General features: G+C 47.8%; 17 protein-coding genes. All 17 read right to left on the reverse strand.

Translation table 11 applies throughout. The features are described from left to right. Nucleotides 1-10: 10 nt before the first annotated feature. Entirely contained in the window at nucleotides 11-730 is a 720-nt protein-coding gene (locus ON006_RS23785; RefSeq protein ID WP_244822515.1) for a hypothetical protein, read from the reverse strand. A 33-nt stretch (nucleotides 731-763) separates the two neighbouring features. Then, complete coding sequence (locus tag ON006_RS23790; RefSeq protein WP_244822516.1) at nucleotides 764-1,654, reverse strand: hypothetical protein; 891 nt, start codon at nucleotides 1,652-1,654, stop codon at nucleotides 764-766. Nucleotides 1,655-1,696: 42 nt separating this feature from the next. Then, nucleotides 1,697-2,248 carry a T6SS effector amidase Tae4 family protein gene (locus tag ON006_RS23795; protein WP_244822517.1) on the reverse strand — a complete coding sequence of 184 codons (552 nt, stop codon included), beginning with the start codon at nucleotides 2,246-2,248 and terminating at the stop codon, nucleotides 1,697-1,699. Between the two features lie 102 nt (nucleotides 2,249-2,350). Then, a complete protein-coding gene (gene tssD / locus ON006_RS23800; RefSeq protein WP_244822518.1) occupies nucleotides 2,351-2,767 on the reverse strand; it encodes a type VI secretion system tube protein TssD in 417 nt (138 codons plus the stop codon). Nucleotides 2,768-2,811: 44 nt separating this feature from the next. Beyond that, nucleotides 2,812-4,653: a type VI secretion system Vgr family protein gene (locus ON006_RS23805; protein ID WP_244822519.1), complete on the reverse strand. Its 1,842-nt coding sequence runs from the start codon at nucleotides 4,651-4,653 to the stop codon at nucleotides 2,812-2,814. After that, nucleotides 4,654-5,154, reverse strand: a complete 501-nt coding sequence (gene tssD, locus ON006_RS23810) for a type VI secretion system tube protein TssD (protein WP_244822520.1) — start codon at nucleotides 5,152-5,154, stop codon at nucleotides 4,654-4,656. Nucleotides 5,155-5,157: 3 nt separating this feature from the next. Further along, entirely contained in the window at nucleotides 5,158-5,565 is a 408-nt protein-coding gene (gene tssD / locus ON006_RS23815) for a type VI secretion system tube protein TssD (protein WP_244822521.1), read from the reverse strand. Nucleotides 5,566-5,743: 178 nt separating this feature from the next. Next, nucleotides 5,744-7,120 (reverse strand): DUF5458 family protein, encoded by a 1,377-nt coding sequence (locus ON006_RS23820; RefSeq protein WP_244822522.1) that lies wholly within the window; start codon nucleotides 7,118-7,120, stop codon nucleotides 5,744-5,746. Nucleotides 7,121-7,307: 187 nt separating this feature from the next. Next, nucleotides 7,308-7,757, reverse strand: a complete 450-nt coding sequence (locus ON006_RS23825; RefSeq protein WP_244822523.1) for a hypothetical protein — start codon at nucleotides 7,755-7,757, stop codon at nucleotides 7,308-7,310. Nucleotides 7,758-7,802: 45 nt separating this feature from the next. Continuing rightward, on the reverse strand, nucleotides 7,803-8,102 hold the full coding sequence (locus ON006_RS23830) for a PAAR domain-containing contractile injection system baseplate protein (protein ID WP_244822524.1): 300 nt from the start codon (nucleotides 8,100-8,102) through the stop codon (nucleotides 7,803-7,805). Between the two features lie 81 nt (nucleotides 8,103-8,183). Beyond that, nucleotides 8,184-9,191 carry a hypothetical protein gene (locus tag ON006_RS23835; RefSeq protein ID WP_244822525.1) on the reverse strand — a complete coding sequence of 336 codons (1,008 nt, stop codon included), beginning with the start codon at nucleotides 9,189-9,191 and terminating at the stop codon, nucleotides 8,184-8,186. 28 nt (nucleotides 9,192-9,219) lie between these two features. After that, nucleotides 9,220-10,518, reverse strand: a complete 1,299-nt coding sequence (locus ON006_RS23840; RefSeq protein WP_244822526.1) for an OmpA family protein — start codon at nucleotides 10,516-10,518, stop codon at nucleotides 9,220-9,222. Then, complete coding sequence (locus ON006_RS23845) at nucleotides 10,515-11,633, reverse strand: hypothetical protein (RefSeq protein ID WP_244822527.1); 1,119 nt, start codon at nucleotides 11,631-11,633, stop codon at nucleotides 10,515-10,517. The genes ON006_RS23840 and ON006_RS23845 overlap by 4 nt, the downstream gene beginning before the upstream one ends. Nucleotides 11,634-11,642: 9 nt before the next feature. Next, nucleotides 11,643-12,467, reverse strand: a complete 825-nt coding sequence (locus tag ON006_RS23850) for a fibronectin type III domain-containing protein (RefSeq protein WP_244822528.1) — start codon at nucleotides 12,465-12,467, stop codon at nucleotides 11,643-11,645. Between the two features lie 58 nt (nucleotides 12,468-12,525). Then, nucleotides 12,526-13,668, reverse strand: coding sequence for a hypothetical protein (locus ON006_RS23855; protein WP_244822529.1), 1,143 nt, complete (start codon nucleotides 13,666-13,668; stop codon nucleotides 12,526-12,528). Between the two features lie 46 nt (nucleotides 13,669-13,714). Then, nucleotides 13,715-14,551 (reverse strand): zinc metalloprotease, encoded by an 837-nt coding sequence (locus ON006_RS23860; RefSeq protein ID WP_244822530.1) that lies wholly within the window; start codon nucleotides 14,549-14,551, stop codon nucleotides 13,715-13,717. A gap of 21 nt (nucleotides 14,552-14,572) precedes the next feature. Then, entirely contained in the window at nucleotides 14,573-17,065 is a 2,493-nt protein-coding gene (locus ON006_RS23865; protein WP_244822531.1) for an ATP-dependent Clp protease ATP-binding subunit, read from the reverse strand. Nucleotides 17,066-17,127: the final 62 nt, after the last annotated feature.

Below are 17,127 nucleotides of genomic sequence, written 5' to 3' on the forward strand. Positions count from 1 at the left end.
GATTTCATCATCACGGATCGGCGACAAGCGGACCGGGGATCATAGCAACACATTCATCGGAATGCGAAAAGAAATATTTCACCGGATTGAATAACCCGTCATCTTTCCGCACATAGTTCTGTATCAGGAAGTAATCCTGGCAGATCAGATCGTGGATAGGCTTTGCGTGATTGTTTTCATTTTTAAAAAACGTATCACTTTGCGACAGTGACTGAGGTAGCGAAGTAGCGCCATGATCCTTCCGCAGCACTGTTCTCTTTTTCGCGGATGCATAGATATTAGTCAGAAGTATCGCGACGAACTCCTCAAAATTGTCATAATTGAACTTGGGAGCAAAAATGGGCGCTTCTTTGACCAGTCCATGCCGCAGCTGACGATATGCGTGTATCAGTTCGTGTAACAAAGCCTCATCAGGCGTAAAACCCGGACTGGAACAGGTGTTTTTACCAAAAACCAAAGGCGAATAAACGATTTCGATCTGGTTCGGGCTTTTCCAGGAAGGTAATCCCGCACTTGCATTACATCTCATACTAAAATTGGGCGTGATGATTACCTCCTTACCCCTCATTTCGGAAATCAGCAGGATAATTCCATAACCCGTCCAGTTGTTTTTCATGATTTCCAGCAATGCATTCAATGTGCCCTGCTCGTAGGCAACATAGTCTTCATTGCGTAAATACTGGTTGCCCCCGGCAACAATGATATTTCGTGCATATTGAAATGAGGTCATAATTTTCTGGTTTACAAGTAAAAATCAGCCCCGTTAAACAAACGTCAGTTTCATTCGATAACCCATTTCATTTGGACAATGATAGCTGCTCTCGTCATTGTCCCACATCACCGGCAAGATGAAACTGTTGGGCAAGCCACCATTCCATTCTTTGTTAAATTCCTTCGCCCACGCATTGGTCGCGCCCGTGTCACTCATAAAAGATTCGTTGTCAACCCTGGTATGGCCGTCAATATCCCTTACGTCGATAATAATCGGACTGGTAACGTTACCCAATGTGGGCTGCTGGAAAAATTTCCTTCTCGTATTGGCCGTAGTAGCCCTGCCCGAAGAGAGGCCGCTCATCGTTTGTCCCCGCGCAGGCAAGTGCGGCCTGATCCTCAAAAAGAACATCCTGCATTTCGGCGCGGAGATCATCATAGAACCAAAAGCGAGCTTATAAGCTTTCAGCATTGTTTCATTAGCTCCAATGTTGCAGCCCCTGATCAATACGATCATTTTCTTTTTACGAAGGCTCACCAGTTTTTCAGCAATGCGTACCACTACTTCCGCCCTTACACCCATTTTGAGCGCGGCGTCTTTAACCAATGCATTATCGTTCGGCAAGTGCGCCCTGCCGAGAAGAAAAAATACAGAGTCATGCGCCAACTTGGCCAGGTCCTGCATCATGCCCCCGGTTGCATTATGGCTTCCGCCTCTCACAAATGGTGTTAACAAGCCATGCGTGCTGGACCCGTGCGACACGATGATCTGGTATAGTTCATTGCGGCTTATCATATGGTCGATCAGTTCTTCGAGCGAAGAAAAATTAATGATACTTCCCGTCGTAATCCGGGCCGGCCCCATTACATCCAATCCGCAACGCTGGTAATACTCCGCTGCCAACTGCATGTTAGTTGAAACATGCACCACTGCATCTGCCATAGGCTAATAATTTATAAAAATTTGAAGGCCTGAACGTTTGAATCAGAAATTATACTCTTCTTCCAGCACCGTTACAAAGGATTTAATTTCCCAGAAATAGATCACACGAGGCACATTATTATTGTCAGTATCGAGCCAGAGTACATTCTCGTAATAAATCCCGGTGCCACCGTATTGAAAATTACTCCCGTTCCACAGATCAATATGCCTTCCTCCAAAAGCAATCACCCCTTTTCTGCCGCCAATTTTCTGTGCAAGATTCCGCGCGCTTCCCATACCAGGATACATCTCAGGCGGGAAATAGCTTCTCGTGAAATACAGCCTCATGTCGGGCACGCTAAGCAGGTATTCCATGCCCTGATTATCTTTCATAACCCGGTCGTTCGGAAGGATACCTGCATTTTGGATCATCGGCCCGGCCTTATTAAAAGCATAACTCATCTGCGCACAGCAGGTCTCGTAGATGTATTCTCCCTTGGCATTTTTGGTTTCAAAAAACCTGCTTACCTGACCGGTCAGAACGCCCTTATCATGGATCCTTTCGAAGTTCACGTGATATCGTTCCAAAACCTGATATTCCGAACATATTACCATGGCGTTAAAAGTTGATGATAAATAGCTAAAAAAGCTGTCAGCAATCGGCAGTCGGCCGGCCACCAAAGTCCGATGGCCGAAAGCCGATGGCCGACAGCCGCCCTACCAGCGGTTGGTATGTGGTGTGCCGAACAGCTTAACCTCCCTGGCAGACAATGTCAGGCTGGTCGTCATCGGCATTGATCCTGTTTCAATAAAGCTTTCGCTGTACTGCACGCAGTAAACGTCGGTGAGTTCCAGTTCCTTTTGTGTTTGCTCTTCATCCACATTCTTGAACGTTATTTTGGCCGATGCTTTCTTTCCGTCCGGGTCTACCATCCATTCCCAAAGCCCCTGGCTATCGGAAGCGCTGGATGAGTCTACCTGAATGAAAACAGTCCCGCCGTATACTTTTGAAGAAACGCGGCCCTTATCGTCTATGGATTGTGACAAAGAATAGTTGCATGAAATGACGGCAATCCCGTCTCCTGAGGGACCTCCGTCCCAGGTAAAGTACGCGTCAAAACTTGAAGCTGGCATAGTTGTAAGTGTTTAAAAGTGAAAAGAATAGATTATGGATATATTTAGTTTAACATGATTAGTGCCCCTTTGATAGTCGTCGGCCCGCTGGCTTTCAGTTCGGCCGTGGCGTCTCCTTCAATTGTAACCTGCGCTCCTTTGACAGTGGCGCTGGCAGTACCTTCCGCATTGAGTTCGGTACCGGCCTTGACGTCGGTTGATGTCCCGCTTTCGATCTTAATGTCCTGATCGGCCTTTATGCTGATGCTTCCCGCCTGCACCTCGAAACTGGAACTGGCTTTCATGGTAATGTTATTGGACGCCTCAATATTGACATCCTTTGATGTGAGATGGATCAACCCGTTTTCCACTTCCATTTCAATCAATCCATCGTCCTTGAAGCTAAATTTCAAATTAGTGTCCGTCTTATTCCGGTTGCTGATCTGTATTTGCGCATCGCCGTCTTTGTCAATAAAGACCAGCATATTTCCCGACCTCGTGGCAATTACTTTGACGTCGTTTTCGTCATTGGTGTATAGAATGTCCTCTTCCGGCTTGGGATACAGGCTCGTCATCACAAATGGGTTTTCGGCCAGGTTGCCCTCGTAGCCTATCATTACCATTGCCCCTATTTCCGGCACAAAATTGGCTCCCCTGCCCTGTGAGTTATGGAATGTCCCCACCCGCATCCATATTGATTCCTGGTCCTGCTGCCGCGACTGGTTCCAAAAAAACTTCACCCGTACCCGTCCCAAACTCGCATCGTCGTCATTAGCGATCACTTCGGCCTGCTCGGTTTCGCCCAATGGATTTTTGACATGAGGATTATTGGGTGGGTGTTGCGCCGACTCGGGTACCGCATTAAACGAATTTTGATAACTTCCCGCAGTATTGATCTCGTGTCGAATGTGAACGACCCGGTATTTTCCAAAATTCTCCTCATACTGCTCGCCACGCTCGTTGAGCCGCTGTCCCTTTACCACCAGCACCGTCCCGACGCTGATCGTAGGCGTTTCGCCCGTACCTCTGAAATCGACCATGGAGGTAACCCTTGCGGAGCGTTCCATTTTCGTCAGCTCATCGATCTCGCTCTGGTCACCAATGATCTCGGGCGATGGCAGCAATGAACTTTGAGCAAAAAGTGTGTCCGATTGTTCCAATGCAAACTCACTTAATGAGGTAAGTCCGTCTACATTCTGCTGCGCCGAATCGCCCGTGTAAGCTTCGGGAACCGTATAATTATATCCCGTCAAACTAAAAACCGATGGATGCAGTGTCAATGCGACGTCGAAATTTTGCAGGCCGTCGACCAGAAAATCTACTTCCTGCGAATCATTGCCGTGTCCCAGTACCAGCTCGCGGCCATTGTAATAAAACCATTCACAGCAGCGGTCCGCTACCCGGCTTAGAAACTTGTAATTACTCTCATTGTATTGGGTAAATGGCACTGCCCGGCCCCCATTTTCAGGATTGAGCTGCTTTCTCAGCAGATTTTGTGGATAAGGCTGTAACACCGTGTTGAAAATGTCCTGCACCGTCCCTCTCAAAAACGACCGTCGCTGTACAGAATCTTCCAAAACAATGGTCGGGCTGTATCCTTTCAGTACAAAAGCGCTGCTCATATCACTCAGGCTGCGGAGCCGTATCTCCGTCACAATGCCCTGAAATGTAAAATCAAATGACTCCTGGCCCAGCCTCGGACTGAAAGAGAATGTAATTTTCTTACCCATTACCGCCCGGTGAGACCTGTTGAAAAAGTGCTCGCCTTCATCTTCCAACTGATCAAACGGAACCAATAGCTCAAACCAATGATGTGCAAAAAGATCCTGCTCGATCACCAGGCCAAGATGCCGCGTTATCTGCGTTCCGCCCTCAATTTCAATGGAAGTATTAACCTGTCGTGCCATTTAGCTTGTGATCTCAACCGATCCTATTTTGACTTTCTGCGGTAATAGTACCAGTTCGTAAACCAGCGCAATGCTGCTGTCCCTCAGGAAATAATCCTTCCCCCGGTGCTGCGGGAGATATGCCTTCGCGTCGGGTACATGCGCGAGTTTGTGACCTCTCATGGTGGACTGTTTGGAAAGAAACGACTCCCTGAAACCCACGCAATAGGCGTCTTCAAACTCCATTTTCCGTAACACCTGCGAATCGTTATCGTACTTGAATTCGATCTGTCCGCTCAGTTTCCTGTCGTTTTTGAATGCCCAGTCATACAGCAGCGCGAAGTCATCATTTTGAGTCGGCGTGATTGTCAGCCTGATCAATCTCACTTTCGGCGCGTCGGTAGGACTTCCCCGCTCATCGGCATTACGGTTACAGCCATATGAGACCTTTTTAACAAGAAACTCTTTGCCGTCCAGCGTAAAGTGCGCCTCCACACCGATTGTAGCATACTGATCAGCCATCGCTTAAAAATTTTCCAGTTTGGCCTCATTAATCTCCACACTCGATGCCGTGATCGTGAGGCAGGTGATGAAGTTCTGCAACCTGTTCGCCAGCGCCTTGTCCAGATCGTCCTGACCGTCGTCGAACATTTCAACGAATTCAATGCAGACCGCTTCCTTGAAACTCAATGTCTTGAAAGAACCATTTTCACCAAACTGCTCCACAGTCAGATCGTATTTTTGAGACGGCTTGTTCGCCCATTCGATCAGAAAATCATCCAGTACCATTTCCAGCTCCATGTACAAATACGACCATTGAATGGGTGAGGTAATGGACATAGCGTCGTCCACCGTTTGATGCAACTCAAACCGCATGAACATGACGCTATATTCATGTTCGCCGTCGATTTTCAGTGTGCTTGCGAAGGACATCGTCTTTTTAATTTTGAATGAGTGAATGAGTGAATGACTGAATGTTTTTAATGATTGAATTACTCAGAAAGTGAGTGGATATAATTTTGAACGGGCTCGCCGTGACGATGATTGAATTTGACTCTTTCACTCATTCACTCATTCACTCATTCACTCATTGACTCATTCACTCATTGACTCACTGTTGCGCATACTCAGCCGCCCATTCTGCCGCATCCAGATCGTCCCCTTTCTGCCCGGTGAGTGCGATCATGAAGTTTTTGGCGGGGAAATAGGGTACCATGTGAATGTCGAGATATACCTTGTCTTTTTGGTTTTTATCCTGTTCAAACCGCATGACACTGAATTTTTCAATGAGTTTGCCAGGGCCGGTGACGCTGTCAAGGAACTTGATGATCTGTTTTTTCAGGTCATTCTTCGTGTTGTAATCGAAATTTTCAAATGCCCTTCTGTTCAGAAAATCAATGAGCACTTTGGTGATATAGTCAAAAACCCGCACGACAGAATAGGTTTGCAAACCTACATTGTCGCCATTGAACAATGTCTTGGCCGAAAACGCCATCACTTTGCTGTACTCGTTCACCATCGGGATCAGCCCCATTTTTTCAAGATCCGCGATCTCTGATTTTTTCAATGGAAAACGTACCCCGTCTACTTCGCTGAGCGTTCCGTGTTTTTTACCGGCGGCGACCTGCGACATGAGCGTTTTGTAAACATTACCGGCCAATGCGGTAGAAGGCGGAATGTACAGATCCTCTTCCTCGCCGAGATCGTCATGCTTTGCCCTACCTACCAGCCAGTTACAGGTCATCATCACATTGCTCAAATGCGCCGCGCCGCCCGTGAGATTAGCCGATTCAAAAAGCTCCATAACATCCTCAGGAGCATCCAGATGCATAAAATCGGTGAGCAGCATTGCTTTATTTTTATGAGCCATTTTCGCCCATTTATCCACTACTTTGCCGGAACCGAGGTAACCCGGGACATTCAGGATCGAATAGTTTTCACGAAGGTCCAGCCGGTCAAATTTCGCAGCCAGCTCTTCACCCACCGCATCAATGAATGTAGTAACATCCAGGTCCTGCAACTGATCAGGCGTAGCATTCAGGAACGTCACATTTTTCACCTTTTCCTGCTCTGTATTTTTGAAAAACATGGCAACCGACCGGTATGACTGTTCCAGCGGACGCAGCTGCTCCATGGCTTTTCCCAGATTTTCTTTCAAAGACGCAAATGCCGTATCTGCCTGTTTTTGACCGATTTCAATCATTTCAGGAACAGAATCAGCGCTACTCAGCAGCTCGGACCAGAGTTCAAGGCGTTTTTTGAGTTGTTGGCGCTCTTTCTTTTTATCGGCCTCGGTGAGGAATATTTTCTTCCTAGCTTTTTTCTCGGGGTTAATGTTGGCGGCACCTTCAATAATGGTTTCCACCAAGTCGTAACTTCCATATTTGGCAAGAAGAGGAAGGCCCGCCTCCAATGGGACCGCAGTGCGTTCTTTCAACGCGCCCTGAGCCGGAGACACCTCTTCATTTAATTTTGCTTCGTTTGCCATGATAATAATTTTGAATGAGTGAATGATTGAATTAGTGAATTAGTGAATGACTGAATGACTGAATTTTGAATGAGTGAATGTAACCTGAATGAGAGGGCGGTTGCCTGGTACTATGAATGAATGACCAATTACTAGGATTCGAACAAATCTCAAATGGAAAGCCCATTCACTCATTCGGTCATTGGATTCAGCCCGCCTCCTCCAGCTCGTTGATCAAGGTTTGAAAAACGCCTAGTAGTGCGGCTTTTGCTTCCGGTTTTTCCAATGCGGCTTTCAGTATTTTGTTTACTTTCAAATGCCTCACTACCTGCTGGTAAGCCTCATTTCTTGCATCCAGATCCTGCAAAAAAGCACTCTGGGCGATAACGCCCTTCTTGCCAAAATCCCCGAGATTTTTAAACCGCAGGTTTTCATTGATAAAACTGCCGTCGGACGTGATAAACTCTACCTCTGCTTCCGGTTGATAATGCGCAAAAACCTCTTCGGTCGTTTTCAGGTCATAAACCATTTCGGGCCGCGGCGACGGTTCGCCGGTTAGTGTAGTGGCGAATAGCGTCCTGTTCTGCGGGATATCTGCTATCCCCTCGCTGGACTGGTCAATCTTGCGCTCATTTCCGCCTATTCCGTAATTGAACATAGTTGTATATGGTTAAGAATTAATGTTGTTGGTTACTATTTGCTATCAGCCGATCAAAACCGTGGGGCATCCTAATACAATGGTGCCGCCATGCGCGGTAGTATCGCCCATTCTCGCTGCCGGTTTTCCTCCGATCAGTACCGTTGTCGAGCCCATTGCAATGACGTCAGGCGGCCCCACACATACACACATATCGCCCGCGCCCGCAGCCGGTTGCCCGCCTATGAGCACGGTAGGCGTTCCCGGAGGTAGTACAGGTCCGCCCACATGGGGGATTGGTGGCGTGCCCGGCGTCGCCATCGGGCATACGTGCATGTCTCCTACTCGCGCGGCTGGTTGTCCCATTTTTCGGCAGTCGGCTTTCGGCAGTCAGCCGTCAGCCTATTTTTAGTTTTAAATAATTTCCAAATCCGATTGCCGACAGCCTCACCTCCCCTTTGCCGCCTTGAAATCAAAAAGCGAACTTAACGACACCCCCAATCCTACCGCCGCGGCCCCCACGGAAATGTAAATCCCGGGCTTGGCGTAACTCATCAATCCCTCGGGATTGTCAATGCGCTTTTTGTAATCTTTATAATCCTTGTTCAGCATGCTGTAAGTGACCGCCCCGAAAGCAAGTGCGGCAACACCGGCACCGAGCTTGATAGCCCCCCATTTCCTCGCATTCTGTATTTCGGCATCATTCGGTTTGTTCAATTCCTTGAAAACCCGCTCTCCTTCTTTGGTATCCTCAGGTGTAGCAACCGGTTTTCTATCTGATGCCTTGGCTACGACCGGCTCCTTTTTGCGTTGGAGCGAATCGTATGTAGCGGAAGGTTTGGGCGTAACAGGCACTGCTTTCGCATTGTCGGACGAGTTGAATGCGACCCGCGTCAGGTACACGATCCAGTCATTACTTGCCGACTTATCGGCCCGCAGCTCCGCAACCCGTGCAATAGGCTGGTATGGCGCATTATCCTTATTACTCTTCCCTTTGAAATGCTGGGTATAAAAAACTTTGACAAAAGGATACTTATCCACCTTCACGTCGGACACGACCAGGTTTGTGAATTCAATGGTGTTGGTCTCCGTTTTGGTATAAAACAAATCGAAATTGCTGAGGTATTTTTCAATGGGTGTATCCAGGCCGGGGGCGCTTATTTTGTGTTTTGGGTCTACATCATCCTCTACTATCACCCCGTCATTGACAAAAATCTGGTCATTGCTGGGCATATAGCTGTTCATCATCAGGTACCGGCGCTCGTAATTGCTCAGATCTTCATTGGCGATTGCATTGAGAAGATCATTAAGCCCTTTCACCTTTTCCCGGGCCAGCACGCGTATTTCGTCGGCATCTTTCCGGCTGATCACCTGGGCATTTGACTCGCTGGCAATCACCAACCCAGCCCAGATCCATAGTACAATGCACCATTTTGAGTTTGTAAAATTTCTCATCCCCTGTATCATGATTTCAAATTACTTTTCATTGTAAATCAACTATTTGAACCTCTACACGCCTGTTCATACGTCTGTTTTCTTCGGTATCGTTGGGCCTCACCGGATACTTGCTTCCCAGGCCTGAGGCCACAATCACTTTTTCAGGAACACCCTTCCCAACCAGGTAACGGGAGATAACCCGTACGCGGTACTCCGATAATGTGAGGTTCAGGTTGGGGTTGCCTACATTGTCCGTGTGGCCTGTAATCCGCAAGCCTTTGTTTTTATTTTCCATAATAAATACGGCGACTGAGTCGAGATAAGTCCTGGATTGCAATGGCAGCTTGTAATCGCTTCTCGGAAAGTACAGTGTTTTGTCTGAGGCTGTTATCGTGCTTTTATTTACTATTTCAACCGGCGCGACGGGCAATTCCCTGTCCGGCAGGCGGAACGATTTCAATGTCAACCCTTCTTTCAGGGAGGCCACCGCGTTTACAAATTCTTTCTGATCCTGCCCGGCCGATATCACAAACCGGTACGATTTACCTGACACGAGTTCCGCATAGTAATGGCCGTCATTGATCCGGTTCATGGCTACTACCTCCTTGTTTTCTTCGGTCAGCCGACATTGAATGCCCGTTTTTGCATTGATAATGTTGACGGATAAAATGGTATGCTGCCTGTTCAGCTTGATAATGTAAGTCCTCGGCTCATCGTCTGTTTTGTCCAGGATCAGGTTGCCATTGTAAGCCTGGTACCCCGGCGACTTCACTTCCAGCGCGACAATGTCTTTTTCAGTAAAAATCACTTCGACGGTCGGGCGGGAAATTACTAGACTAAAACAATCCTTTTTTTGCTTTTGGGTATAGTAGAGGCATATTTCGGCCGGTAGCGACTCATTCGTCATCGCGTCTTTTACCTCAAACCGCCTGACAATAGAAGTGAGTGTTTTGGTACTGTCTTTTAGTTCAAAATGCGTTTGTTCCGATTGCGCATAAGGTTCGTCACTGGTTTGCTTGCCCTGTGGCACCATAGCAACGGTAACAAAAAAGGTGCCCTCAGCCTTACCATCGACATTCACCGGGATATGCAAAGTCTGGTATTTGAGAGATTCGACCGTCAGCTCCGTAATATGGCAAGGCATTTCCACATTGAACACACCGAGACTATCTGTTTTCCCCAAGCGTACCTTTCCCTGGTCGGTTTTGGCCGACAGGCTTGCAATGAGCGGCCCCGACCCGGACATGTCCGTGACTTTACCTGCCAGGAACCCGCATTGGGCGTGGAGCAATGTCATTGTTACCGGGAACAATAACAGGGTCATCAAAAAACGTTTGTATTTCATTGTCCCTCGTTGGTTTCAACACCAATATTCCCCAGCAAAACCTCCCAATTTACCGTATCCTTACCATCAATGGTTTTCTGATACGATTCCAGTTTTACGCGGATATTTTTCTTGGTAATATCCCCGTAGGCTACTTTTCCATTGGCTGCAAATCCCTCAAAAACCTGCTGTCCGGCAATAATTCCGTAGTAGTTCCCGTCCGCCTCCTGTTTCAGTTCACTCACATATTTGACCTCGTTCCAGGTGATGTTGATCTTGCTGTAAGGCAGTAATTTCAGTCTGTTTAAATATTCCTTCACCGGGTACTTTTTAACGCCTTTCGCTGAGCTCACCGCTACGGTCGCCTGAGGTTCAAAAAGGCTCAATGCTTGCTGTACTGCCTTATTTTTCTCCTCCGACTTCATGGTTTTATCGCCTATGATGCGCAGGTAGGAAGTAAATTCGTCCACCCGCCGGATGCCCTTCTGGCTATACTCTTTGTATTCTGTATCTGTCAAAAACGGCTTCACAGGTTCTTTGGGAATTTGGGGTTGCACCTTTTTGGCTGGCTCAGGCACTTTTGGTTTCTCCTGATCGCGCCGTACGATCTCCATTTCCTTTTTTTCAATTTCCTTATGTGCCAATGCAAGCAATGGAGCCACATCCACAACATCCCTGAGTATCTCGTGGTGGCCGTCACGGTAAATGACCGTCGCCACTTCCTCCTTGTTGATAGAAGCCGGATTCCCTTCAATGGTCATATAGTTGATCACCTCGTCACTTTCGTAGGAAATAGTCCCCGTAATCACAGTCAGCGGGACGCTTTTCACGATAATGTCCTGACTTATGTTTCTCGGAGGCGCTTTGTAAAATGCCTCGATTTGCGTCTGGGCCTTGGATGCGCTTTCATTCAGTTCCGAAATCACCATAAACTGGCCGCTGGAAGCAAACACAACCAGGAACCTTTTACGATGGTAAACACGCGGAATACCGTCAGCCGCAATCCATTCCAGCTTGCTATCCATAGCCCGGCTCAATTTCGCCTGAACCGGATTTCCATTGTCCAGCCAGATGCGGTCTTGTGCAACGCATGGTACCGAGAGCAGGACAAACCAAAGTAGAACAGTCTTATTCATAATCCAGAGTTAGTTTTCAAAAGAGACCAGGCTCATAGTCAGGTCAGTACCAGTCAGCGATTCTATTCTCCATTTACCATACCGTCCGCCTTTTGTCTTAAAAGCAATCACAGTATTGGCAGTTGTAGCGTTCATGAGCAGTGAAATCCCATCGGGTCTGTAATCCATAGTGTTCAGTAATTGCAAGTAGGTTAGGGAGTTAAAATCAACGATCCCCATGTTTTTGGAAACAACTCCGTCTGCCACCGCGATTCCCAGTACAGTCCCTCTTCCCGAAATAGTAAATAAGTCCATGGTAACGTCAGCCTGGGCATCACCTTTGGCCACTACTTTCCCTTCGTCCAGATCATAAAATGAACCACCGCTCACGGGCACTTTGATGGAGACCTTACTGGTGAAAATACCCGGTTGATCCGTTGTTTTCACATTCACGCTCTGGCTGTAGGCCATCCCACCCCCTTCATTTCTGGCATAAATTGCCACGTAATATTGTGTATTGGCAACCAGCCCGCTGATCTTCTGGTTCTGGATTGTCAGCGGCAAAGTAGCCGTAGTTCCGAGTTTGATCACCTTGCCCGATTCGACACTCAGGACTTGAGTTGTTCCGTAAACCAGTCCATACTCCATGATTTCGCCGCTTTTCTTTTCCTGCCTGTCATTCTTGCTATCCGGTTTCTGAATGATGCCGCTCACGGTAATTTCATTACGCTTGATATCCACCACTTCGATCGTAGAAAAAGCAGGAGGGAGCGGGTCCACCGGCGCAAAAAGATTGCATCCGTAGAGCATAGTCATACACATTGCAGCGCCATATCTTGCCAGATTCCTTCTCATTGTGTTCAAGGTTTTCCCTTAGTTAATTTACCTTACTATCGTGAATATACGTAAACCCTTAATCGTTGTTGTACGTCACAATGGACACTTCCATGTTGCCTGAGTAAAGATCCATCTCAGTCCTATCGGTACCTTTGGAATTGACCCTCATCTTGCCGTAATGACCTACATTGGTCACATAAGCCACCACTGTGCCATTGGAAAGCTTGTTGGTTTTGCTCGTATAGCTGCCGTCGATAAAGTCAGTCGTGTATTTCAATGGCAGCAAGTCCGAGTATTTCAAACTTTTAAAATCAGTACCATTGGGCATGACAAAGAACTTGGCCCCGTTCTTGGGATAAATGCCTGCCGGCTGACCGTAAGGATACCAGTAAAGATCCTCCATCCCATTCCTCGATTGTAAGTCGCCTGTTTCAAGGTCGTAGGTATTGGAATAATTCAGAACGATGGAAGTGTCTTTCAATATCGCAGGCTGACCTGCGGTGAAACTGAGCACATTGGCATAAGCGATTCCTGCATTGGTGGAAGCATATGCCCGGGCATAATAGGTGATACCGGAAGAAAGATTGGGCAGGCTGGCCACATAAGTACCCGTTTTTGCAGCTCCCGCTACCTGAACTTTCAGGTCATTCACAGTAGGTGCTTGGTTTGTGCTGGAATAGCAAACTCCGTAATTGGATACGGTTGCATTACTGTTGGCAACCGAAATGGTATAATTCACATCAGCAGAGCTTTGTTTTATCCCCGAAACACTGACGGTCCTAAGCGTTGGTTGTACGAAATTCCCCGTCGTGAAAGTAGCAACCGGGCCGTAAATGATACCTCCACCTTCGTTTTTGGCATATACCCGGATAAAATATTTTTCCTGGGACGAAAGCCTTGTAATCTGGTCCTCCCAGTTGAACGGAGAAGTTGTGATCGTTTGACCTCCCTGTTCTACATACCCGTTTTCAATCGTAGGCGGATCGAGAATGCCATAGACGAATCCAAAATCCTGAATTTTGCCACTTTTCTTTTCTTGTCGGCTGTTTTTCGCGTCAGGGTCTGCTACCTGAGCGCTTACCCGCACCGAAGTGTTGGTCACTCCCAGTATGGTAACTTCCGAAACCTGCGGGCCCAGGGGATCTACCGGCGCAAACAGGTTGCAAGCCGCCAGCAAAAACACAAGCCCTAAAATGATGATACTGATTAACTTTTGCATTCCTTTCGATTTGGCTTTGATGCAGCAGTGAAAATCCTGAAAGTATTTACGAAGCAGTCGTCGCCGGCTGCCAGTCATTATCCCAATATTCAATCAGCTGAGGGCTAGCGACCCGTCCTCTGAATTGAACTGTGGTGTCGTAATGCGTTCGTGGTATAGCGTGAAACCTCATTTGTCTGATCCAGGGTTGTGCGTGCCGGCCTGTCAGCAAGCCGCCCATGCCCATCTGGTTTTCTCTTTGTTCCAATGTCACGCCGTAATGTGAATCGCTGTTACCGACTCCATTCACGTGATCCAGCCCCAATGTGTGACCGAATTCATGGTTAATCGTAGTCTGTAAAAAATCAACGCTGTGTATGGCGGTACCGACTCTTGTCCGACGGTTATTCCAATGTGATTCCAGGTCCTGGTGTGTGAAAAGTCCTGAACGGTTGGCTTCTTCCACATAGGAACGGAAACCGTCTTCACGTGGGTGAATGATCCGGTAGGTCTGATGCGCCTGGGCGGCAGTTTCCACAAGCTGAATGGACAGACCGCATTGTATCGTGGCCGAATTGCGCGTACTTCCTGATCTTGGGGTATACCAGTCCTTGTTGGGATCCAAAATAAACCGGTCACTCCAATGCCGCTGCACTACCTCCACAAACCTCCTTTTATATTCCTCCCAGTCGCGGTTATCCCAGGCATCCAGGTGAAAAGTACCATAGGTATCATGTAAAATTCCGTTTCCGGTGGCATGGGTGTCCGGTCTGAAAAACCGGGTGGTAGGTTCTACACGTACCAGATGCACTTTGAACTGCAATATCAGGCCAAAAGTAGTGTCATCGATTGGCAAAAGGCATGAATCCCAGCGCCTTGCGTTTCTGAATAAATGAATGTGCATAGTCTTTGAAATTTTGTTGCGTTAAGAAACTATAGTTTCCACGTCTGCTTTTTCTGTCTCCCAAATCACTTCCTGATCCTCGCCGAGGCTTAATCTGATCACCGAACCTTTGCCAATGTCCCCCGAAATGATCATTCTGCTGATAGGCCTTCGCAGCATATTCCGGATCACTCCTTTCAATGGCCGAACACCGTATCTCGGCGTAAAGCCCTGCATTGCAATGTGTTTTCTGGCTTCCGGAGTGAGTTGTAAAGTGATACCCTGTTTTTCCATCAGGTCGGTGAGCCCGCGTAAATGAATGTCGAAGATCTTCACGACGTTTTCTTCGGATATCGGAGCAAAAGGAACGATCTCGGTCAATCTTGCCAAAAATTCCGGCCGGAAGTACTTCGCCATGATCTCCATCAGATCGGCAGATTTCGGAATTCCTCCTTTATTAAACTCCTGAACAATGTGTTCCTGACCAATGTTGGAAGTGAACAGAATCACCGCGTTGGAGAAGTCCCCCTCTTTACCCAGCCTGTCGTGTAACTTGCCCTCATCCAGAATTTGAAGAAAAAGGTCAAAAACAGACGGGTGCGCTTTTTCTATTTCGTCGAATAAAACAACTGAGTAGGGTTTCTGGCGTATTTTATTGACTAACAACCCACCTTCCTCATAACCAACATAGCCAGGAGGTGCGCCATACAACAGCGCTGCGGAATGTTCCTCCTTAAATTCCGACATATCGAACCGAATCAGGAACGATTCATCATTGAACAGAAAATCCGCCAGTGCTTTTGCTATTTCAGTTTTACCAGTACCGGTAGGTCCCAGCAGGAAAAACGATCCGGTAGGCTGCCCCGCCTTGATCAGCCCTGAACGAGATTCCAGAATGGCCTCGCTGAGTGCCTTCACTGCCTGGTCCTGGCCAACTACTCTTTTCTTCAAAACTTCATCAATGCCCAGCAGCTTATCCCGCTCAGAACTTTGCAGCTTGCCTAATGGAATGCCTGTTTTATGGGAAATGACGGCTGCAATCTCGTTTTTACCAACACTATCCGAACGTTGGACTGCCAGCTGTTGCAAAGCTGCTAGTTTGCTACTCAAATGACCGTGAATACCTTCTGCCGTTTCGAAGTCTTCTTCTCCGTCTTGTTCGAGTTTGCCAGTAAGCAATGGACTCAATCGATTGGGTAATTGCCGTGCAAACCATTTCAATTCGTGAATCCTCTCGGCTTCGTCAGTGGCTAACAGCGCGTCGAGGTCAGTTTGCAACGAGATCAGCTCATTTTCCGAAACCTCCTCCATTAGCCGCATGGCAGCCATGGTCCTGTCCAACAAATCCAGTGCTACATCCGGTAAACGACGTTCCTTCACATATCTTTTCGACAATTTCACTGCTTCTGCGGCGGTACCTGGTGCTACTTTCAGTCCGTGATGCGCTTCGTAAACCGGCAGGATATGCTCGATCATCCGCGTAGCTGTGGCCTCATCAGGTTCCTCCACATGCAGTACTTCAAACCTGCGCGAAAATGCCTCGTCCTTTTCAATGTACTTGCGGTACTCTTCCGGCGTAGTAGCGCCGATCAATGTCAGCTCGCCTCTGGCCAGTTCAGGTTTCAGCAACTGCGCGACTCCTGCTCCTACCGAACCTTTCGGATCCAGCAAAACGTGTATTTCGTCAATGAATAAAATCGCTTTGTCAAATGCTTTTATTTCATTCAAAATCCCTTTCAAACGCTCCTCAATTTCGCCTTTATATGAAGCGCCCGCAACCAATGCGCCTGTGTCCAGTTCCAGCAATCTTGCATTTTGAAGTAGCTGAGGCACTTTTTTCTCGGATATCAATTTGGCAAAACCTTCCACCAACGCTGATTTACCGACGCCTGGCTCACCTGTGAGAATAACATTGGGCTTGCTTCTCCGTCCCAGTATCTCCGCCATTTGCCGAATTTCCCGATCGCGGCCAATGACAGAATCCGTTTTGCCGTCCGCGGCTCTCTGGGTTTTGTCAGAAGTATATTTTTCAAGATTACTTGAACCCGCTTTTGCTGTACCAGCCGGTTTTGGCGAAGCCTTTGCCTCTTCCGAACTTCCGTTCTCACTTTGGCTGGCCGATGTCTGCCGGTTCATAGCCAGTACTTCCTTCTGGGTAACTGGCAATGATTTTAGCTGATCAGCTGAAAATCCGACGCCCGGTTTCAAAATAGCGGCCAATGCACACAATGGGTCTGTGTCTGTATTGAGTTGCAGGGCTATCAGCTCGGCCAGTTCCAGGCAGGACGCCGCCTGGCTGTCGGACAATGGAGTTTCCGGTACTTTAATCGATTTGGGGCTTTCTTCCAGCCTTACCTCTGCCCAGTCCCGCAGGTAGGATACATCCTTGCCTGCCATGACCAGCTCCGAAGCCAGCCCGACGTCATTATGCAGCAGCGCCATTAGTAAATGGGCCGGTCCAAAACGTTCCTGTCGGTATTCCCGCGCGAGTGACTGCGCAACATTGATCGCGTATCTGAGAGCTTCGGTCTGCATTGAAATGATTTAATAGAAATATGAAAATACTTTCCACTAATGAGTGCCTGTCGCACTATCGT

This window comes from Dyadobacter pollutisoli (assembly GCF_026625565.1).
Lineage (GTDB): Bacteria > Bacteroidota > Bacteroidia > Cytophagales > Spirosomataceae > Dyadobacter > Dyadobacter pollutisoli.